Source organism: Marinomonas algarum, from assembly GCF_020532605.1.
GTDB lineage: Bacteria > Pseudomonadota > Gammaproteobacteria > Pseudomonadales > Marinomonadaceae > Marinomonas > Marinomonas algarum.
The window spans coordinates 1-21,380 of sequence record NZ_JAJATW010000017.1 but is presented as its reverse complement, the minus strand read 5'-3'; the positions used below and the strand labels follow the sequence as shown (position 1 = coordinate 21,380).

Sequence of the window (21,380 nt, the reverse complement as noted above, 5' to 3'; positions counted from 1 at the left end):
CTTAAAATCGATCAATTATTCGGTTATTGTCTTTTGGACTATGAAGGTTATGGTGTGAGCGCAAACAGGAGTATTTTTTGAGCATACAAGGTTCTTCTTATTACGAAGCGACAGCGGCAGTGTGCAAGGGTCGCCCGCAGTTAGTGGGTGATCACACCACAGACATTTGCATTATTGGCGGCGGTTTCACCGGCGCTTCTGCAGCGCTGCATTTGGCGCAAGCAGGTTATCAAGTCACCTTACTAGAAGCACATACCATTGGTTGGGGCGCGTCGGGACGCAATGGCGGGCAAATTTGCCAAGGCCACAATATGGGTCATGCCGAGATGGTCAAAAAAGTGGGCAAGGACACGGCGGATATTCTGTGGCAAACCTCGGTCAATTCGGTGGCGATGGTCAAGAATTTGGTGGCTCAATACAGCATTGACTGTGACCTTACACCGGGTGTATTGCATGTGGCGTCCAAAAAAAGTCATATCGACGAGATTCAACAAGCGGTCGATTACAAGCGCAATACTTTAGGTTATGAAGGCGTACGCTTTCTAGACGCCAGTGCGGTGGCCGACAAGCTGGGAACCGAGCAGTATTTTGGTGGTGAATATTACCAAGAGGGTGCGCACCTTCACCCATTGAACTTTGTCTTAGGTTTGGCAAAGGCCGCTGAATCCCACGGCGCAACACTGTACGAGCACTCGCCTGTGGTGGAATACACCGACGACAAACACCCAGTGATTAGTACGGCTAAAGGCCGAGTAACCTGTCGTTATGTGCTGTTTGCCTGTAACGGCTACTTAGGGCACCTAAACGCTCCAGCGGCGCGTAAAATCATGCCCATCAACAACTTTATTATTGCTACTGAGCCTTTACCCGAGGAGCTGGTGAAGCGCATTAACCCGGATCGTGTCGCCGTCGCAGATTCCAAGTTTGTGGTCAATTACTATCGTTTGTCCCGTGATAACCGAATGTTGTGGGGGGGCGGTGAAAATTACAGCGCCCGTTTTCCAAGGGACATTGCGAGCTTTGTGAAAAAGCATATGGTGGCGGCGTACCCTGAGTTGGCTCAGTACCGCATCGATCATGCATGGGGCGGCACGTTAGCCATTACTCTCAACCGTATGCCAAACCTCTGTCGTCAAAAAGACAATGTATTTGTCGCTCAAGGCTATTCAGGTCACGGTGTTGCTATGGCGACCTATGCAGGTGCCATGTTTGCCAAGGCCGTACAGGGCTCCCTTGAGGAAACCGATGCGTTTGAGCGTTTGCCAAGTCGTGATTTTCCGGGAGGAACGTTATTACGTTGGCCAGGTTTAGTAGCGGGCATGTTGTACTATTCCATGTTGGATCGTTTACCCTAGCGCTCAGTTAGGCTCATGCTGCGCCTTTTGTCGTTTTCTTTTTTTATTACAGCAGGACCTTGTTGATTATGTCTGATTCATCTGAGACACCCAAAACACCCTCGACGGTGAAAACCATGCAATCTGTGTCACCGCGCAGTGAGCCGGTGCAGTCTCGTTCTATTAAGCGTGCACAACAAATTTTAGACGTTACCAGCGAGCTGTTGGAAACCGTTGGCTTAAACGATCTGAACACGGCGATTATCGCCAAAGAAGTCGGTATTTCAGTGGGCTCCTTGTACCACTATTTTCCCAATAAACACGCCATCTTGTACGCCATGGGTAAGTCTTGGCTCGACAGCATCGAAGAGGTGCTCATCGACATCCAAGAATGGTCTCTAGAAGAAATGCCCCTGTCGGTGTTCATTGATCAGGTTACGGATATCAATTTGCGCACCTACCGCCAGCAGCGAGCGGTATTGCGTTTGGTGCAGGCGATGTTTTCGGTACAGGAATTACGCGAGTTGGACGAACGCCACGATGACATGGTGATTTCGCAAATGGCCAAGGTCTTTAAACGTATTGGGCTGAAAAAGCACGTACGTGAACGTGAGCGCATTGCGCGTCTGTACCTAGAAGTGACTCACAGCACCTATCTGGTTGTCGTGAACCAAAATGAACAGCGTGCGGCGCGGACGCTGTCGGACCTAAAGTTAATGCTCACTTGCTTGCTGGAGCGACATGTGAACGAAGTTGATACTGATTAAATGCGTTATACACTCTCTTTTTCTCGGTCAAGGGCATCTAAGTGGCTGAGAAACAAAGTAAAAATTTCTGACTGACTGGAGGTGTCGAGACGAGCATGAATATTTTTACGATGCACCTTAACCGTACCGGCACTGATGTTTAATTCGCCGGCAATCGACTTCGACGAGTGACCCTTTAGCAATAACCCCAGAATTTCCTGTTCACGAGACGTTAGCACGCCATGGGCAAAGGTCTTTAACGCTTGCTTTAATGGACCTGAGTGCGAGGCGCGTTTAACAAACTCTCCAGATTGCGCCAACCAAAATTGAATAATCAACGCTTCTAAGACAGGAAAAATTGTCTTTAGATTGTTCAGTTCTGAACGACGAATTGAGCCAACGGTTTTTTGTCGACCCAGCGAAATGGCACAGGTCGTTGTTTTGTCTAAATCCACCAAAATATTAATTTCATCGACCAAGTCAAAATCGCGATAGCAGGTTTGGTAGTACTCGGTTTCTTCGAAGGAATCGGGTGCCATGTCGACTAAGCGGTAGACGCCGGGTGTGACACCTTGTTGAATCGAGTTGAACAAAGGGTCGAGGAGGTAAGCTTGATTTAAATACAAGCGCAGGGTGTGACTTTGTTCACTCGGGTCACTAGGGTAAATGAGGAGCGGTTTGAGTGCCTTTTTGTACGTTACTATGATGAAGGTGTCGAAATAGCAGAGGTTAGACAAGACATTTTTCAATGCGTTAGAGAAACTAGGGACACGAATATGGCTGGTCAATACACCTAGGTCGCGCATGAGTTCAGGTAAGGTCAAATGCCCTCCTAATGTGTTTTTTTGCATAACAATAGGCCCTATTGTAGACCCAACAAGCAGGGCCTCTGTTTTATCGATAAAAATACTAATTTTAAAGCAAACACTGTGCCATTCTAAGTATTTGTTTCTTTCTTACATCCTAAGTAGATTTTTTATTCGGTTTTCGTTTTTCTTCATGTCTCATTTTTTATTCGCCTAACACGAAATATACATCGACTTAATAATTCTATCTGTAGTAAAAATAGCACTTATAACCTGAATAACACATCACATTGTGCACACAGTGAGCCACTGTAAAAACTCTATTTTTACTCTGTTTTCTAATATATATCAGTTATATAGACGAATTCAGGGTGGAAGGATACTTTTTCTTGCTCTGATTTTTACACAATTGTGTGGCGATTTGCCTATACCCATTCGGGGATAGTTACTTGCGTCATTTTATCGGGTTAAGGTGAATTAGATTGAAAGAAATTGGTTCTGATCCAGTATTAAAATTAAAAATCGAATTAATACTCGACTATGAATCAAGCAATATGGCCTCTTTCTCAGCAAGACTCATTTCAGAAGAGAAAATTGTATGTCGGATATGTACGAAGGGAACAATGAATTTGATTTATTCATTACAGACTTAAATGGCAACTTGCGTGGTAAGCGTATGCCTTCAAGTGGTCTTAGATACGTGATGAAAAATGGTGTTAAGTTGCCACAATCGGTGATCGGTTTTGACCATTGGGGTGACGATGTGCTGGACAATGGCATGGTATTTGAGACGGGTGACAGCGATGGTATTTGCTTGGCTGTGCATCCTGAGCCTATTCCTGTACCTTGGGCAGAATCGGCTCGAGATCAAATTTTGGCGATGATGTTTAACGCCGACGGTTCCCCTTTTTACCCCGATCCACGTCAATTGCTTACCCGCATTGTTAATCGCTTTAAAGAACTTGGTTACACGCCTGTTGTTGCAACAGAATTAGAGTTTTACCTGCTTGATGGCAGTTCAGAGGCGCAGCGCCGCCCTTCTCCCCCTATTATCGTTGAGGGTAATGGCGTTCGTTTGAATAAGACAGACTGTTATTCCATTGAAGAAATGGATGGCCTTGAAAGCTTTTTTGCGGAAGTGCGCCAAGCCTGTGAAACTCAAGGCATTCCTGCTGACACGATTATTTCTGAATTAGGCCCTGGTCAGTTTGAAATCAACATGAAACACACGGACGACGCGGTTCAAGCGGCGGATCATGCCATCATGTTTAAGCGTTTGATTAAGGGCGTTGCGCGTCAGCATGATTTCGGTGCGACCTTTATGGCGAAACCGTATGCAGACAAAAGCGGCAACGGTTTCCATGTCCATTTTAGTTTGCTCGATGCCGAGGGTAATAACGTTTTCAACAACGAAACGGAGGAAGGCTCGGATCTATTAAAGCAAGCGGTTGCGGGCTTATTGCATCATATGTCGGACTCTATGCTGGTGTTCGCGCCGCATTTGAATTCATTCCGTCGTTTCCAAAATGGTGCACACGCACCAACATTTGCCAGCTGGGGTTATGAAAACCGCACTGTAGCGGTGCGTATTCCAGAAAGTGAGAATGTTGCGCGTCGAATTGAACACCGAGTTGCCGGTGCAGATGCCAATCCGTACCTAGTATTAGCAACGGTTTTAGGGGCTGCATTGCATGGCATTGAAACAAAAATGTCGCCACCGGCTGCCATTGAAGGCGATGCGTATGCTATGTCTGAAGATTTTGAGCCTTTGCCTAATCGTTGGGAATTGGCGACGGAATCCTTTGCTGACAGCGCGTTCTTAACGGAATACATGGGCGAAGAGTTTGTGCGAGTGTATGGCGCCGCCAAAGAGCAAGAGCAAATGAAAATACACAGCCGTATTTCTAATGTAGAGTACGAGGCTTATTTATAAGCAGAGACAGAGTTTTTGATCAATGCTTTGCAGAATTCTTGTAAGGCATTGATCAGTAGCAGTAAAAAAGATGAGAAAGCTCCTTAAGAGCTTCGCAACAATAACACTAATATCACATCGGAACGAGCCAGCGCACGTTGGCTAAAATGGGAGAATCCTAGTATGAAACGCAAAGCATTAAATGTGTTGATCGCCGCGTCTGTGTCTACTTTTGCCGCAAGCAGCTACGCGCAAGACGTATTGAATATTTATAACTGGTCCGATTACATGGCGCCTGGCGCACTGGAGCAGTTCAGCAAAGAAACCGGTATCAAGGTAAACTACGACGTATACGACAGTAACGAAGCGCTAGAAGCGAAGTTGATGGCGGGTGGTTCAGGTTACGACTTGGTAATGCCGTCTAACTCGTTTTTTGAGCGCCAGTTACAGGCCGGTGTGTATCAGAAAATTGACAAAAGCAAGCTGACAAATTATCCAAATTTAGATCAAACCCTGGCCAAACAAGTTGAAAAACACGACGCTGGTAACCAATACAACATTCCTTATGCGTGGGGCACCATCGGTATTGGCTACAACACTAAAATGATCGAAGAGCGCCTTGGTACGACGGACATCGATTCTTGGGACGTATTATTTAACCCAAGCATCGCTGCCAAGCTGCAAGACTGTGGCATCGCGGTTCTAGATTCTCCGGCTGAAATGATGTCTGTGGTGAATAACTATCGCCAAGTCGACCCAAATTCCGAAAGCAAAAGCGAGCTTGAAGCGTCATCGAAATTGATGGCGACAGCACAAGACAACATCAAATACTTCCACTCTAGTAAATACATTTCTGATTTAGCCAACGGCGAAGTGTGTGTGGCCATTGGTTACAACGGTGATATTCTTCAGTCCCAAAGTCGCGCAGAAGAAGCGGAGCAAGGCGTTGATATTAAGTTTGTCATCCCGAACGAAGGCACCTTGGTGTGGTTTGACTTAATGGCCATTCCTGCTGACGCGCCTCATGCTGATGCAGCACACAAATTTATTGATTTTATCCTACGCCCAGAAATTGCGGCGGCCATCTCTAACTATGTTTACTACGCGGTGCCAAATACGGCTGCTGAACCCTTGTTAGACGAAGGTGTCGCCAACAACAAAGGGGTGTACCCAACACAGGCTGTCAAAGAAAAACTGTATGTACAAGTGGCTCATACCGCCCGTTTTGACCGCAGTTTGACCCGCGCTTGGACAAACATCAAAACAGGTCGCTAAGCGGCTTATTTTGAGTTAGGTTTTTAATCAAGCGTTATTAATTCTAGGGCGAGGTCATTAAGACTCGCCCTCTTTGAATGCATTCATTTTGACAGGTGGGTTATGTCTGTGTCTTCTGGTTCTCCAATTATTACGCCTCAAACGCTGCCAACATGGCGTCAAAAAGAAGCGGAACCTTTTGTTCGAATAGAGCAAATTAACAAGCAATTCGGTGACTTTACTGCCGTCAATGATGTGTCATTGGACATATACAAAAACGAGCTGTTTTGTTTACTGGGTGGGTCTGGCTCAGGTAAAAGTACCCTACTGCGTATGTTGGCCGGGTTTGAATCCCCTACTTCTGGGCGCATTATCATCGACGGCGTGGATATGTCTCATGTGCCGCCTTGGGAACGTCCGGTGAATATGATGTTCCAATCTTATGCGTTGTTCCCACATTTAAGTGTTGAAGCCAATGTGGCGTTTGGCCTTAAGCGTGAAGGTCTGCCAAACCATGAAGTGAAAAAGCGCGTTGCTGAAATGCTCGACATGGTGCAACTGGGGCATTTGGCTCGTCGTAAACCGCATATGTTGTCTGGCGGACAGCGTCAGCGTGTGGCTTTGGCGCGTTCCTTGGTAAAACAGCCCAAGCTTTTATTGCTTGACGAACCATTGGGTGCACTGGATAAAAAGTTACGCGAAGAAACGCAGTTTGAATTAATGCGTATACAAGATGAACTCGGTATTACCTTTGTCGTGGTGACCCACGACCAAGAAGAAGCGATGACCTTGGCTACGCGTATCGGTGTGATGAACAACGGCGTGATTGTGCAAACGGCTGAGCCTCACGAAATGTACGAGTACCCGACCAATCGCTTTGTGGCGGAATTCATTGGTAACGTGAATCTTTTTGATGGCACCGTGGTGACGGATGAACGTGACAGTGCGACCATCCATTGTGCTGACATAGATTCTTTGATTTATGTAGACCATGGCATCAGTTGTGCGCCTAATCAGAATGTGAGCGTGGCCATTCGTCCAGAAAAAATACGCATCAGTCGTGAAGCACCGACTGAGGTCAACAACCATGTGTCTGGTATCATCAGTGAAGTGGCTTACATGGGCAGCCAATCGATCTTCAAAGTGCGTTTGTCATCAAGCAAAGAAGTCCGTGTGACGCAACCGAATGCCCAGCGTGATTCGGGTGACCGTTTAACGTGGGACGACAAAGTGCACCTGTCTTGGGATGCTGACAGCAGCGTGGTACTGACATCATGATGACACCGCCTGCTTCAGTCGAAGCGCCTCGACCTACGCTCATACAACGTTTTCATCGCCTGAGTCTTGGGCGTTGGCTGGTCATCTTGATCCCTATGTTGTGGTTGGCGGCGTTCTTTTTTATTCCCTTTCTTGTGGTGTTTAAGATCTCATTATCTGAAGCCATGATTGCGGTGCCGCCCTACTCGCCTTTGCTTGAGTGGGACCCAGACTCAGCCTTTGCCACCTTACGAGTCACCTTCGGTAATTACTTATTCTTGTTCGAATCGCGTTTTTATTTGGATGCGTACCTGAGCTCTTTACGCATCGCGGCGGTGTCGACGTTTTTTACCTTGCTGATTGGCTTTCCGATTGCTTATTTGATTGCTCGAAGTGGCCCGACATCACGCACGGTTTTATTGTCATTGGTGATTTTGCCGTTTTGGACGTCTTTTTTGCTGCGTGTGTACGCCTGGATGGCCTTGCTGAAAAAGAACGGTTTGGTCAACGACATCCTGATGTCGGTGGGTCTGATTGATGAGCCTTTGCAAATCTTGCAAACCGATTTTGCCGTTTATCTTGGCATTGTATACACCTACTTACCTTTTATGATTCTACCCTTGTATACCCAGCTAGAAAAAATGGACATGAGCCTTGTGGAAGCGGCGCTTGATTTAGGCACTAAGCCTTGGCGCGCCTTTTGTCTGGTGACCTTGCCCTTGGCTAAGCCTGGCATTATCGCTGGCTGTTTGTTGGTCTTCATTCCAGCGGTGGGCGAGTTTGTTATTCCGTCCTTGTTAGGCGGCTCTGATACCTTGATGATTGGCCGTGTGTTGTGGGATGAATTCTTCTTAAACCGTGATTGGCCGTTGGCGTCTGCCGTGGCAATTGTGATGTTAATTGTTTTAGTGGGCCCGATCATGTTTATGCGCAATGGCAATAAGGAGGCGGTATGAAGCAGCATTCTCTTGCGCTTAAACTCAGTGCGGGTTTTGGTTTTGTGTTCTTGTATGCGCCTATTATTGCGCTGATTGTTTACAGCTTTAACGAATCCAAACTGGTGACGGTTTGGGGGGGCTGGTCATTAAAATGGTACGCCGAGCTGTTTCGTAACGATCAGATTATGAGTGCCGCTTGGGTGAGTCTGAAGATCGCTTTTATCAGTGCCACCTTGGCCGCGGTGCTTGGCACCCTAGCGGGTTTTGTATTGAGTCGCATGCGTCGCTTTCGGGGTAAAACCATCATGGCAGGCTGGGTGACCGCGCCTTTGGTGATGCCGGAAGTGATTACGGGTTTGTCGTTGCTGTTACTGTTCGTTGCCATGGAAAACATGTTTGGTTGGCCAGCAGGACGCGGTACCACAACGATCGTCATCGCTCACACAACTTTTTGTTTGGCGTATGTAGCGGTGGTAGTGCAATCACGCTTGGCTTCTATGGACGAAACGCTTGAAGAAGCCGCCATGGATTTGGGCGCTAAACCCGTGTCTTTGTTCTTTTTGATTACTTTACCGATGATTTCACCGGCTATTTTATCTGGCTGGTTGTTGTCGTTCACCTTGTCGTTAGACGATCTGGTAATCGCAAGCTTTGTGTCTGGACCGGGTAACTCAACCTTGCCAATGGTGATCTTCTCGAAAGTTCGCTTAGGCGTGACACCAGAAATCAACGCATTAGCCACCCTGATGATTTTGATTGTATCGATTGCGGTAATCGCTGCGATTGTGATTATGCGACGTCAGAATCGGTTTCAAAAACCGTAACTTTTATAACAACAGCGCTTTTAGAGGCACATAAGTCATGAAAATAGGCATTCTTGCCGCGGGTATCACTCCCGATGCATTACGCTCTGAATACCCAACGTATGCAGACATGTTCGTTGAACAAATATCGACATTGGAAACGTCTTTGTCGTTTGAAACCTTTGATGTGCGCCTAGGCGAATTTCCTAAGAGCACCGAGGAATGCGATGGCTGGTTGATTACAGGGTCGAAATCCGACGCGCACGGCGACGATGCTTGGGTGTTGGAATTGTGCGACTTCATTCGCGACGTTGACGCTAAGGGGCAAGTGTTAGTGGGCATTTGCTTCGGCCATCAAGTGATTGCGCGTGCTTTGGGTGGACGAGTCGAAAAGTTCACCGGTGGCTGGGGTGTGGGTGTGCATCATTATAAGGTGGTCGGTAATACAACCTCGGCACTTGATCGTGATGACATCGCTTTTTGTGCCTTTCACCAGGATCAAGTGCTTGAAAAACCCGAGAAGATGACGACCTTTTTGACCAGTGACTTTTGTCAGCATGCGGGCTTGATTTATCAAGATCGTATCTTGACGTTTCAAGGCCATCCTGAATTTTCGAAAGCCTATGAAAGTGAACTGATTAACATGTATGACGGCAAAACCCTCACCGCTGAAGAGGCGGCTCAAGCCCGCAACAGCGTGGAGAAAGAGGCGATACAGAACGATCAGCTAATGGCTTGGATTGGTCGCTTTTTGGTGGCACATGCGACGCATTAAGCGTCGTATTTTTGCATTGTTGTGATCGCAAATGCCCCTAGGTCGGCAAACACAGAAAAGTAAAAATCAATCTGCTTATACTGGGTTTCTCGACCTTTTCCGGTTAATACTAAAACAGGTTCACAGCCTCGGGCGTGGCCTGCCTGAAGATCTCTCAGTGAGTCTCCAACCATAATGGCGGGTGTGTCTTCAAACGACACACCGAGCTCTGCTTCTATCGCTTCAATCATGCCGCTTTTGGGTTTGCGACAGTTACAATCGTCGTCTGGTCCATGGGGGCAATACTGAATACCGTCGATTTTACCGCCCTTTTCTTCTACCAAAGCAATCATTTTGTCGTGCATGGCCTGTAAGGTTTCTTCATCGTAATAGCCACGTGCAATGCCTGATTGATTGGTGACCACAAAGACTTTAAACCCCGCTTTGGAGAGTGCCGCGATGGCGTGAATGCTGCCCGGGATAGGTTGCCATTCGTCGACGGATTTTACATAGGCGTCAGAATCTTGGTTAATAACACCGTCTCTGTCTAATAGGATAACCGGCTTCTGTGTGTTGCTTGTTGTCATGGGTGTTACCTTATAGAAAATATAGGAGTTTATTTATGCTCAGCAATGTCTGCAAACATAGCATTGCGGCAAATCATGCTCAGGTCATTTGGTGCCAGCCCTATGTCTAGTCCGCGTTGGCCTCCGCTTACGTATAGGGTCGAATGCGCTGTGGCACTTTGATCAATGCAGGTCACAAGGCGTTTCTTTTGCCCTATTGGGCTGATGCCACCGACCAGATAACCGGTCAGTCGTTCGGCTTCTTTGGTGTCTGCCATCCGCAGCTTTTTCACCTTCAGTGCACTGGCGGCACGTTTTAAATTGAGTGTGCCGGTCACGGGAACGATGCAAACAAAGACGTTTTTATCATCGCTGACCAAGAGCGTTTTGAATACGCTGGCTGGATCAAGGTGCAATTTGGTCGCGGCTTCTTCACCAAAATTCGTACATTGTTTATCGTGCTCATACTCATGAATGCTGAACGTTATCTTGCGTTTTTTCAGTTCATTGATGGCCGGCGTCATAGGGTTACCTTTTTTGCTACAGGTTATCGTTGCCAAAACATGGGTGTAAACAGCACCAATAAGGTGAACACTTCCAAGCGCCCTAACAACATGGCAAAGCACAGCATCCATTTAGCCGGATCGCTAATGCTGGTAAAGCTGGCGGCGACTTCACCCAAACCAGGCCCTAAGTTATTGAGTGTGGCAGCGACTGCAGACCAGGCCGTGACCTGGTCTAACCCCGTCGCCATCAAGCCAATCATCAATACAATATACACGAGCAAGTACGCAGAGAAGAATCCCCACACCGCAGACACTACTCTCTCTTGAATGGCTTTACCGCCGACTTTAACGGGAATCACCGCACTTGGGTGAATCAAGCGCTGTATCTCTCGCATGCCCTGTTTTAGGATCAATAAGATACGAATGACTTTCATGCCGCCACCGGTTGAGCTGGCACAGCCGCCCACAAAAGAGGTGACAATCAATAGAAAGGGTAAAAAGTGTGGCCAGCTGGAAAACCCTGATGTGCCAAACCCTGCCGTTGTTGCAATCGAGACGGTTTCGAATATCGCGTATCGAATGGAGTTGCCCCAGTCATAAGTGGCGGTCATCGCCAATACCAGGGTCGACAAAATAACAGTACAAGACAGTATCAATAAAAAGAAGCGTGCTTCAGGGTCTTTGAAATAGTGCCAAACGCTTTTATGGCGCCAAGCAAAGAAATGTAATGCGAAGTTAAACGCACAGATGGTCATAAAAAAGGCACAAATTAATTCAATGGCGACACTGTCAAAATAACCAATACTGGCGTCATGGGTTGAGAATCCGCCAATCGCTACGGTCGAAAAGCTATGGCAAATGGCATCAAACAAGGTCATGCCTGCGATCCAGTAACCGAGTGCACAAACAATGGTCAGTGTTGCATAGATATACCAAAGGGCTTTGGCGGTTTCGGCAATGCGTGGTGTGAGCTTGGTGTCTTTGACCGGCCCCGGCGTTTCAGCACGGTACAACTGCATACCACCGATGCCCAGCATTGGCATGATGGCGACGGCCAACACGATGATCCCCATGCCACCTAACCATTGCAACATCTGACGATAAAACAGGATGGATTCAGGCAGGTCATCGATGCCTTCTAGAATGGTTGCCCCTGTTGTCGTTAACCCTGAAATGGATTCAAACAAGGCGTTGGTAAAGGATAACTCAGGGTTTTCAGAAAGAAAGAATGGCACAGACCCGAATAGCCCCAGCACCGTCCAAAACAATACCGTCACCAAAAATCCATCACGAATTTTAAGTTCCCCGCGCTCTTTACGAACAGGAAACCAGAGTAAAAAACCGCCTAAGACGTTAATCCCAAAGCCATACAAAAACGCACTTAGAGCACCATCAGAATAGATCAAGGACACGATAATGGGCGGTATTAAGGAGGCACTGAAGACCATAACCAATAAACCAATAACGCGTAAAATAACCCTAAAATGCATACTGTTTCCCAGAGCATCTTTTGCTTTTCGCTACGTAAAAAAAACAGCGACAACACAAAAGACGTCATCACACAATTAAAAGAAAGTTAAGCCTACTTGGAAGAGTTGCTCTACCGCAGGAATGAGTTTTTTGTTGGTCACGAAGATAATGACGTGGTCTTCTGCCTGAATTACTAGCTCGCTGGTGGCAATGATGAGGTCATCTTCGCGAACGATGGCACCAATAGTCGTGCCTTCTGGTAAGTTGAGATTGGCGATACTGCGCCCAACCACCTTCGACGATCGGTGGTCGCCATGGGCAACGGCTTCTAATGCTTCCGCTGCGCCTTTACGCATGGAGTGTACGTTGACCACATCGCCGCGGCGAATATAACTCAACAAGGAACTGATGGTGGTTTGTTGTGGCGAGATGGCGATGTCGATCATGCCTTCTTGAACGATGTCCACATACGCTGGGTTGTTGATGATGGTCATCACCGTGCGAACGCCAAGCACCTTGGCCAACATAGACGACATAATATTGGCTTCGTCGTTGTTGGTCAGTGCACAAAATACGTCGGTGGATTCAATGTTTTCTTCGAGTAACAGTTCTTGTTTTGACGAGTCGCCGTTGAGCACGATGGTGTTGTCGAGGTTTTCAGACAAATAGCGACAGCGTTCCAAATCCCGTTCGATGATTTTAACGCGGTACTCTTTTTCTAAACTGTGAGCCAAACGCTCGCCGATATTACCGCCGCCGGCAATAATGATGCGTCGGTATGGCGTATCCAGTGGACGAAGCTCGCTCATAACGTCTAATACATCACGTTGCGCGGTAAGAAAAAATACCTCATCGTTGGCTCGAATATGGGTGTTGCCATCAGGCGAGATGGACTGACCATCTCGATAAATGGCGGCAATACGGGTTTGAATAGAAGGCATGTGCTCTTTTAAGAAGCTGATAGGCTGATCAATAAGAGGCCCGCCTTTCTCTGCTTTCACCACGACTAGCTGCACTTTGCCATCCGCGAACTCCATGACTTGCAATGCACCGGGGTAACGAATTAGGCGGCTTAAGTGCTTAGTCACTTCTTTTTCTGGGCTGATACGCACGTCCATTGGCAGAGCCTGATCATTAAACAATTCAGGGTAATGAGAATAGGCGCTAGAGCGCACACGACCAATTTTCGTGGGAGTTTTAAACAAGGTATGAGCAACTTGGCAAGCGACCATGTTGGTTTCGTCTTGGTTACTGACGGCGATCAACATGTCGGCATCGTTGCAGCCAGCTTGCTTTAAGACATCGGGGTGCGCGCCACTGCCCTCAACGGTCTGGATATCGAGACGATCTTGCAGCTCTCTTAGGCGAACTAGGTCGGTATCAATAACGGTGATGTCGTTGTCCTCACTTGACAGATTTTCTGCCAGCGTTGCCCCAACTTGTCCCGCACCTATAATGATGATCTTCATAGTTTACCTTTTGGTGATAGCGTAAAGCGCTCAACATAAAGCGCTGTATCGTTTAATAATGTATTTGAGATGATGGGTATAAGTTTACCTACATAGTCGTCATTATTTAACGTCTGCCTGTCAAATACTCATCATTATTGGCAAAGTGTGTTTCACATGAAACACACCTTTTGTGACATTGTGTTTACCAAGGTGTCAGCTTGCCTTGCGACTACCCTAACGACTTTTCTCATTACTCATTATTATTACTCATTAATAGGCACTGTCTTTTTTAAAAGGCAGTAGTAAAAACCATCGTGACGCTCTAATGTTGGGAACAGCTGTCTACCATGACTCACGGGTACTCCCCACTCCAACTCAAAATCGGCAGAGGATAATGTATTGAGTGTTACTTCTTCGGCATCTGTATGCTTTTCGAGAAAACCTTGTACTTGCTGCTCATTTTCTTCGGGCATTAGGGAGCAGGTTGCGTAAAGTAAGTGGCCACCTGGTTTCAATGTGGTCCAGACATTGGCCAAAATATCCTGCTGTATGGCAGCAAGCTGATTAATATCGGCAGGTTTTCGGTTAATTTTAATGTCTGGATTACGGCGAATGACCCCCGTTGCAGAACAAGGTACATCCAGCAAAATTTTATCGAAGTGCTCTCCATCCCACCAAGTGTCCAATGCGTTAGCATCCGCACAAAGAAGATTAGCCTGATAGCCTAAGCGCTCAAGGTTGGACTCAATTTTCTCCATACGCCAAGATTCTAGTTCAACCGCAGTCAGGTCAATGCGTTCAGCTTTTTCCAATAAGTGCCCTGTTTTGCCCCCAGGTGCCGCGCAGGCGTCGAGCACTTTCTCTCCGATTTGTGGCGATAAGATATGCGCTGACAACTGTGCGGCCTCATCTTGTACGCTACAAAAGCCTGCTTCGAAATGAGGTAACTCTGTTACGCGAACGGCTTTTTCTAGGTACAGAGCAGAGGGTGAAAACTCACCTAGATAGGTTTTTATACCCAGTTTCTGTAATTCTGCTTGGTATGTTTCACGTGAAACACGCTGTGTGTTAACGCGAAGACACATAGGTGGGTGCATGTTACTGGCGTCGACAATGCTTTCAAATTGCTCAGGCCAATGTTTCAAAAAGCGCTTAAGTAACCACTTAGGTTGGTTGTATTCAACAGAGGGCGTAGACTCCAGCTCTGCTTCTATGTCATCGGCCTCACGTTGATAACGACGCAGAACAGCGTTCATCAGCTTGGTGGCCCAATCCTTATTGAGCAATCGACAAGCCTCAACCGTTTCATGTACAGCGGCATGGTCCGGTGTGTTCATGTAGGTTAATTGGTACAAACCGAGCAAAAGCGTTGCATACAGATCTGTGTCTTTTTCTTCAAAAGGATGGGCTAATAAATGCAAAGCGATGCTGTTGAGCTTTGGGTATTGGCGGCAAACACCAAAACACAGTTCTTTCAGCAATGGAATGTGCTCGCTAGCAACGTCGTCTTGATAGCGTGCCAGCTGAGTGCTTAGAGAGCCCTGCTGCAGTAATATGTTAGTAATGACTTCAATAGCCACTTGGCGAGCGCTGTGTTGAATCGATGGCGTATCTGATTGAGTGTTCTTCATTCGTTTCTCATTAAAGCTGTGTGTTTAGGCTATTCTTTTAAGGTTGTGAACTAAGGCCAAGACGCTGACCAATTTCTAGGGCGTCTTTGTGCTTTCCATTTAAGGCATCTTGAATCTTCATGCGTTTACCACCGGCAAACTGGACCTCGGTAATGCATATTGTGCCCTGTCCTGTTGCCACAACGATGCCCTCTTTAGTGACTACGATGATGTCTCCCGGTGTTGATGCCTCATCACTGACGGTGGCGATGTGTGCTGCGTGTATTTTCATCACGCCCGCCAAGCTTTGAGTGCAAGCAACAGGCCAAGGTGAAAGACCACGAACTTGGCGCTCAATCCATTCAGCAGAGGTAGACCAATCAATATTCGCCTCTTGTTTGGTGAGTTTGGCGGCGTAACAGCTGAGGCGGTCATCTTGTTTTTCAGCATCGAGCTTGTCTGCTTGTAATAGAGACAGAGCTTCCACGAGTGTACTGCCTCCGAGGACAGCTAGACGATCATGCAAGGTCGCTGAGGTGTCGGCGGGCAAGATGTCGCAGTCTGCTTTGAGCAGCATATCACCGGTGTCGAGACCGACATCCATTTGCATAATGGTAATGCCTGTTTTGTCGTCGCCAGCAATGAGCGCGCGATGAATGGGGGCTGCACCGCGCCAGCGAGGTAATAAAGAAGCGTGTACATTGATGCAACCCAATCGAGGTGTTTCCAGTACGGGTTTAGGCAAAATGATACCGTAAGCGGCGACGATCATAATGTCTGCTTTGAGTGCTGCTAGTTGTATTCTGTCTTCTTCTTGTTTGAAGTTTAAAGGCTGAAAAACAGGAATATCATTGGCTAAGGCAAGTTGTTTGACAGGGCTTTGAACCAACTTTTGACCTCGACCCGCTGGACGATCTGGCTGTGTATACACACCAATGACGTCGTACGCAGCCCCTTGCTCTGCGTTTTGTGTGTCTAACAAGGCTTGTAAACTGGCGGCTGCGAACTCAGGTGTACCGGCAAAAACAATGCGTAAAGGCGAGTGAGATGAATCAGTAGACATTGAGGCGTTTCCTTAATAACAAAAAATCAGGCCAAAGCCTGATTTAATGAAGTGTTAGTTGTGTGGCGCTGGCGTTGCTGAAAAAGAGAACAGGTATTAGCCATGCTTTAGGGCAAGTTTGTGTGCTTTTTCAAGTTTGCTTTTGATGCGATTACGTTTAAGAGGAGATAAATAATCCACCATCAGTTTACCATCAAGGTGATCGACTTCGTGTTGCACACACACTGCCATGAGTTCATCGACTTCCAGCGTAAAAGGTTGACCATGACGGTCTAGGGCATGCACTTTGACTTTAGCGGCGCGGTAAATGTGTTCGTAAAAACCGGGAACGGACAAACAGCCCTCTTGAAATTCATTCGGTTCATCGTCAATCACTTCAAACTCAGGGTTAATAAACACGATGGGTTCATTACGCTCTTCTGAAAAATCCATGACCACTAATCGGTAATGATAATTCACTTGGGTGGCTGCAAGGCCGAGCCCATTTTCGTCGTACATGGTGTCTAGCATGTCGTCGATTTGTGTTTGCAGTGCGTCTGTAAATTCTGTGATCGGCTTAGCGACCGTGCGTAAACGTTTATCTGGGTATTCAAGTACAGTTAAAACAGCCATGATCTTTTCCAACGATGTGTCTTTGTTCATGAGCGAGGATAGTCTTCTTCGCCCTTTTCATTGCTCTATTGTAACGCAAGTCGGAGTATTGAGCAGTCTTCTCATGGCGGTTTTTTGGACAATATGATTGAATAGGGTTTATAGCCTTGAGCTATGAGCGAAAAACTCACGCAAGGATTGCGGAACGAGAAAATACGACGATGGCGTCAGTCTGCCTTTGTTGGTTATTTTATGTAAGGATACATGATGATGAATACCCCTGATCGTACTGGCTTAACCCCAACGGACTGGTTATGTTTAAGCTTTCTGTCTGATATTGGCCCGTCGCGCCTCTCCCGATTGTATACCTATCTAAGCCAACTCTACGCAGAAGCATCGAGTGAGTCGTTGTCTTTGTTTGATCCAAGTGATGACAAAAACAATGCACTGAACTGTTCAGTCGACCCGAAAAGCCACCTTTCTTTTGAATTACTCAGAAAGCTTAAATGGCCAGAGGTGACGGCTCGACAAGCGATGGCGTATTTAAGTCAGGGTGAACTGACTAAAGAGCAAGCTGAAAAGCGGGATGCATCACTCACATGGTTGTCGAAAGAAACACACTTTATGATTCTTCAAGACCATGAGGCTTACCCTGATGCCCTTAAAGAAATCAAAGTGGCGCCTGCCTTTCTTTATGTAGAAGGCCATCTTGATGCTTTATTGTCCTCTAAAATCGGCATCGTTGGGGCCCGAAAGTGTACGCGCCATGGTCGTGATGCGACCTTTCAGTTAGCCGATCAGTTGTCGTCTCATGGTATTGGGGTGGTCAGTGGAGGGGCGATGGGAATTGATACAGCGGCGCATCAAGGTGCTTTACAGAGTAACAGTACACCCACTGTGGCTGTGATGGGCACGGGTTTATTGCACCGTTACCCTTCTCAAAATCGTTCACTGTTTGAGAAGATAGTAGAGCGAGGTGCCTTAATTAGTGAGTATCCACTAACAACCAGTCCGCGACCTCATCTCTTTCCACCGCGTAATCGTATTATTAGCGGGCTGAGTATGGGGGTTCTCGTGGCGGAGGCCTCACTTAAGAGTGGTTCCCTCATCAGTGCCAGTTATGCCATTCAGCAAAATCGTGATGTGTTTGCGTTGCCTGGACGTCTAACCGATGCCCAATCTGCAGGATGTCATCAACTGATTCGGCAAGGCGCTACTTTGGTTCGACACCTTGATGATATTTTGGATGAGTACACAGACCGTCTTCAGCCGGAAAGCGCAGAGGGAAAGTCGTGCTCGTCGGTTGCACAAGGTCATATCGTTTCCAATGTGATTCAGGGGGTGCCTGAGACTGCTTCGGAAGACGCTAGAACGGTTGCGACTATATTAGAGGAGCATCAGAAAAATGAGGCGGCCTCGATGGATTTTGACGCCCTAGTCCATCACAGTCACTTATCAGCGGGTACCCTGATGCAAGTCCTGATGGAGTTAGAACTTTGTTCGTGCATCGAGAATCGAGAAGGTCATTATCGTCGATGCTGACCTTCTTATTATGCGCGTATAACGTCGGTGTTGTCTGTGTTATTCTGAACCACTGAACATGTCTTTTTTAAGTTGTTTTATATCACGGCGCTCTTTTTTATTGGGTTTATGATCGGACATGATACGGCCACCGAAGGATTTATTTTCTAAGGCGCGTTTTTCGCGTTTGGCGATGGATTCAGGGGTTTCTTCGTACAGCTTTTGGGCTTCAGGCGCACCACGTCGTTGGCCGCTGATATCGATGATTTTGACCACTTTCTCGTCCCAACCAAGGCGAATACCGATTAGGGCACCCATTTCAACATTGCGGCTTGCTTTGCCCTTGCTGCCATTGTAAGAGACCTTGCCACCATCAATGGCGTCTTTGCAAAGAGAGCGAGTTTTATAAAAACGTGCGGCCCAAAGCCACTTATCTAAACGAACGGCTTGTGGTGCCGACTGCTTTTCTGGTTTACTCATAAAGAATGCGTTGACCCTATATTGTTGTCATATCGAGGCTTTTATGAAGGACGTTAAAACACACCCCACTTTTCAAGCGCTTCAAAAAATAATATACGATGCCGCCGACGTGATCATGGATGTTTATCAACGCGCTGACCTCGGTATTGAGCAAAAGCTTGATGATAGTCCTGTCACAGCGGCTGACCTTGCGGCTCATAATATAATCTTAGCAGGTTTAAAAACACTTACACCTGATATTCCTGTCCTCTCTGAAGAAGGCGTCGTGACCTTTGAGGAGCGGTCGAAATGGTCGACCTTATGGGTGGTTGACCCTCTTGATGGTACGAAGGAGTTTATCAAGCGTAACGGTGAATTCAGTATTAATATTGCCCTAGTTGAGAACGGTGTTCCCTTGTTGGGAATCGTGTATTTGCCAACAACAGCGGAAGGCTATTTTGGTGTGACCAGTCCATGGCAAGATTTGCCAGTGGGCGCGATCAAGTGGCATGGCGATCAGTACGAACCTATTCGTGTCCGTACGCCTCGTGAGCCGATCATTGCCATGACGAGCCGTAGCCATGGTCCGTCGCTCCCTGTTGACTTAAAAAATAATCTTAAAGAAACCTACGAACAAGTACGAGAATTACCCAAAGGCAGTTCAATAAAAGGTTGTCGTATTGCTGAGGGTATTGCCGACTTGCACCTGCGCCGTGGGCCAACCAGCGAATGGGATACCGCCGCGCAACAAGCGATTATCGAAGCCGCCGGTGGCATGCTGGTCACACCAGAAGGTAAGCCGTTTCGATACAACCAGAGAGAAACATTACTGAATGGTCACTTCTTTGTCTGTGGTGCTGAAATTGCCCCTTACATTATGGATTGGTATGCAAAGGACAGTCAATTACGCCGCCCCTAAAGGAGCGGGCTTGTAAAAGCCAAGTTGACCAGATCACTCACTGAGGAATTTATGTGAGTAGACGATAGTTTGGAGATAGACACCCTCGGATGCCACCTCAGTCCGTTGCTCTGTCGAGGCACTGTAAACAGGCTTAAAGCGTTATAGCCAGTCAACCTCACCTAAAGCCTTACTATCTGATCGAGAGGAAGTCGGATTCTGCCTGTGCCTCAAGCAGACAGATACGCATAACTCGAAGGAGAAACACGTTATGTTCGTGTTTGTACTAAATAAGAGTGGTAAACCACTCATGCCGTGCAAGCCACAAAAAGCAAGGTCTTTGCTGAAGCGTGGCAATGCAAAGGTGGTTAAACGGACGCCCTTTACCATTAAGTTGCTGGGTGGAAGCTCCGGCTATAAGCAAAAGCTGACTGCTGGTATGGACACAGGCAGTAAAATGATCGGTTGTGCAGTCGTGGGCCTAGGCAAAGTGCTTTACCAAAGCCAAGTTGCTTTACGCCAAGATGTGTCTAAAAAGATGGAACAACGCGCTATGTATCGCAAAAACCGACGTGGTCGGAAATGCCGATATCGGCCTGCAAGGTGGGCTAACCGTGCCTCTATGCGCAGAGTCGGACGCTTAGCGCCAAGTTTACACTCTAAATTGGATTCGCATTTGCGTGAGAAAAACGCTGTGGAGTCCATCTTACCTATCCATCGATGGAAAGTGGAGACGGCAAGCTTTGATATTCACAAGATTACAAATCCAGAAGTGACAGGGACTAGCTACCAATCTGGCGCGCAAAAAGACTTTTACAATGTGAAATCCTATGTGCTTCACCGTGATAACTACAAGTGTCAGTCTGGAAGAAAAGGCAAACACAGTCAAAAGCTGCATGTTCACCATATTCAGTTTCGCTCGAATGGCGGTACAGATACGCCATCAAATTTAATTACCTTGTGTGAGGCTTGCCATGCTGATTTACACGCCGGTAAGTTCGACATCAAAGCAAAACGATCTCGAACCAAACACGCTACTGAGATGGGCATCATTAAATCGAGACTTAAAATAGCATGGTCATTTATCGAAACATTTGGCTACGAAACAAAGTACAAAAGAGAGCAGATTTTGGGCCTTCCAAAAGAACATTATTACGATGCGGTGGCGGTCTGCTTAGAAGATGGCGAGCTTGTAGAGATAAATTCTAGCGTATATTTCAAGCGCCACGTATCGAAAGGGGATTATCAACTCACCAAAGGGGCAAGGTCTGAGAAGAAAATTCCAGTGGGTAAGGTTTTTGGCCTAAGAAAGCATGACTTTATCTCCACGCCCCAAGGTGATGGGTTCGTTAAAGGCAAGCGAAGCTCTGGCTATTTTGCATTAGAAACAATCACTGGCGAAACCGTTCACGCCAGCGCGAACGTCAAGAAAAGCGCAGTT

20 protein-coding genes are annotated in these 21,380 nt (G+C 47.0%); 11 read left to right on the top strand and 9 right to left on the bottom strand.

All coding sequences use genetic code 11. From position 1 onward, the window contains the following. Positions 1 to 77 precede the first annotated feature (77 nt). Positions 78 to 1,355 carry an NAD(P)/FAD-dependent oxidoreductase gene (locus LG368_RS11305; protein WP_226754831.1) on the top strand — a complete coding sequence of 426 codons (1,278 nt, stop codon included), beginning with the start codon at positions 78 to 80 and terminating at the stop codon, positions 1,353 to 1,355. Between the two features lie 68 nt (positions 1,356 to 1,423). After that, positions 1,424 to 2,101, top strand: a complete 678-nt coding sequence (locus LG368_RS11300; RefSeq protein WP_226754830.1) for a TetR/AcrR family transcriptional regulator — start codon at positions 1,424 to 1,426, stop codon at positions 2,099 to 2,101. Positions 2,102 to 2,106: 5 nt separating this feature from the next. Here the strand turns inward: LG368_RS11300 and LG368_RS11295 are convergent, their stop codons facing one another. Continuing rightward, positions 2,107 to 2,931 carry a response regulator transcription factor gene (locus LG368_RS11295; protein ID WP_226754829.1) on the bottom strand — a complete coding sequence of 275 codons (825 nt, stop codon included), beginning with the start codon at positions 2,929 to 2,931 and terminating at the stop codon, positions 2,107 to 2,109. A gap of 553 nt (positions 2,932 to 3,484) precedes the next feature. On the opposite strand from LG368_RS11295, the gene LG368_RS11290 reads away from it, so the two are divergent. The 6 genes from LG368_RS11290 to LG368_RS11265 all read left to right on the top strand — a co-directional run bounded on the left by LG368_RS11290 (position 3,485) and on the right by LG368_RS11265 (position 9,825). Further along, on the top strand, positions 3,485 to 4,819 hold the full coding sequence (locus tag LG368_RS11290; protein WP_226754828.1) for a glutamine synthetase family protein: 1,335 nt from the start codon (positions 3,485 to 3,487) through the stop codon (positions 4,817 to 4,819). A 162-nt stretch (positions 4,820 to 4,981) separates the two neighbouring features. Beyond that, the gene (locus tag LG368_RS11285; RefSeq protein WP_226754827.1) at positions 4,982 to 6,073 is read left to right on the top strand and encodes a polyamine ABC transporter substrate-binding protein; all 1,092 of its coding nucleotides are present in this window, start codon (positions 4,982 to 4,984) and stop codon (positions 6,071 to 6,073) included. A 102-nt stretch (positions 6,074 to 6,175) separates the two neighbouring features. Next, positions 6,176 to 7,330, top strand: a complete 1,155-nt coding sequence (locus LG368_RS11280) for an ABC transporter ATP-binding protein (RefSeq protein WP_226754826.1) — start codon at positions 6,176 to 6,178, stop codon at positions 7,328 to 7,330. After that, the gene (locus LG368_RS11275) at positions 7,327 to 8,265 is read left to right on the top strand and encodes an ABC transporter permease subunit (RefSeq protein ID WP_226754825.1); all 939 of its coding nucleotides are present in this window, start codon (positions 7,327 to 7,329) and stop codon (positions 8,263 to 8,265) included. Before LG368_RS11280 ends, LG368_RS11275 begins: the two co-directional genes overlap by 4 nt. Further along, complete coding sequence (locus LG368_RS11270; protein ID WP_226754824.1) at positions 8,262 to 9,071, top strand: ABC transporter permease subunit; 810 nt, start codon at positions 8,262 to 8,264, stop codon at positions 9,069 to 9,071. Before LG368_RS11275 ends, LG368_RS11270 begins: the two co-directional genes overlap by 4 nt. Positions 9,072 to 9,108: 37 nt before the next feature. Then, a complete protein-coding gene (locus tag LG368_RS11265; protein ID WP_226754823.1) occupies positions 9,109 to 9,825 on the top strand; it encodes a glutamine amidotransferase-related protein in 717 nt (238 codons plus the stop codon). Here the strand turns inward: LG368_RS11265 and gmhB are convergent. From gmhB to def, 7 genes are all read right to left on the bottom strand, one after another. Continuing rightward, positions 9,822 to 10,391 (bottom strand): D-glycero-beta-D-manno-heptose 1,7-bisphosphate 7-phosphatase, encoded by a 570-nt coding sequence (gmhB, locus tag LG368_RS11260; protein ID WP_226754822.1) that lies wholly within the window; start codon positions 10,389 to 10,391, stop codon positions 9,822 to 9,824. The genes LG368_RS11265 and gmhB overlap by 4 nt on opposite strands. Before the next feature lie 29 nt (positions 10,392 to 10,420). Further along, on the bottom strand, positions 10,421 to 10,894 hold the full coding sequence (gene ybaK / locus LG368_RS11255) for a Cys-tRNA(Pro) deacylase (protein ID WP_226754821.1): 474 nt from the start codon (positions 10,892 to 10,894) through the stop codon (positions 10,421 to 10,423). Positions 10,895 to 10,917: 23 nt separating this feature from the next. Then, a complete protein-coding gene (locus LG368_RS11250; protein WP_226754820.1) occupies positions 10,918 to 12,366 on the bottom strand; it encodes a TrkH family potassium uptake protein in 1,449 nt (482 codons plus the stop codon). Positions 12,367 to 12,441: 75 nt separating this feature from the next. Further along, on the bottom strand, positions 12,442 to 13,815 hold the full coding sequence (gene trkA / locus LG368_RS11245; protein ID WP_226754819.1) for a Trk system potassium transporter TrkA: 1,374 nt from the start codon (positions 13,813 to 13,815) through the stop codon (positions 12,442 to 12,444). Positions 13,816 to 14,060: 245 nt separating this feature from the next. Continuing rightward, positions 14,061 to 15,428, bottom strand: a complete 1,368-nt coding sequence (gene rsmB / locus LG368_RS11240; protein ID WP_226754818.1) for a 16S rRNA (cytosine(967)-C(5))-methyltransferase RsmB — start codon at positions 15,426 to 15,428, stop codon at positions 14,061 to 14,063. 37 nt (positions 15,429 to 15,465) lie between these two features. Next, positions 15,466 to 16,470: a methionyl-tRNA formyltransferase gene (gene fmt, locus LG368_RS11235; protein ID WP_226754817.1), complete on the bottom strand. Its 1,005-nt coding sequence runs from the start codon at positions 16,468 to 16,470 to the stop codon at positions 15,466 to 15,468. Positions 16,471 to 16,566: 96 nt separating this feature from the next. Further along, positions 16,567 to 17,082, bottom strand: a complete 516-nt coding sequence (gene def / locus LG368_RS11230; RefSeq protein WP_226754816.1) for a peptide deformylase — start codon at positions 17,080 to 17,082, stop codon at positions 16,567 to 16,569. Positions 17,083 to 17,325: 243 nt separating this feature from the next. On the opposite strand from def, the gene dprA reads away from it, so the two are divergent. Beyond that, the gene (dprA, locus tag LG368_RS11225; RefSeq protein WP_226754815.1) at positions 17,326 to 18,603 is read left to right on the top strand and encodes a DNA-processing protein DprA; all 1,278 of its coding nucleotides are present in this window, start codon (positions 17,326 to 17,328) and stop codon (positions 18,601 to 18,603) included. 39 nt (positions 18,604 to 18,642) lie between these two features. On the opposite strand, the gene LG368_RS11220 is transcribed toward dprA, so the two are convergent. Next, a complete protein-coding gene (locus LG368_RS11220; protein WP_226754814.1) occupies positions 18,643 to 19,062 on the bottom strand; it encodes an RNA-binding S4 domain-containing protein in 420 nt (139 codons plus the stop codon). 43 nt (positions 19,063 to 19,105) lie between these two features. Here LG368_RS11220 and cysQ point away from each other — a divergent pair, with 43 nt between their 5' ends. Further along, positions 19,106 to 19,960, top strand: coding sequence for a 3'(2'),5'-bisphosphate nucleotidase CysQ (cysQ, locus tag LG368_RS11215; RefSeq protein ID WP_226754813.1), 855 nt, complete (start codon positions 19,106 to 19,108; stop codon positions 19,958 to 19,960). Positions 19,961 to 20,210: 250 nt separating this feature from the next. Next, on the top strand, positions 20,211 to 21,380 hold a 1,170-nt coding region (gene iscB / locus LG368_RS11210), incomplete at its 3' end, for an RNA-guided endonuclease IscB (RefSeq protein ID WP_226754812.1).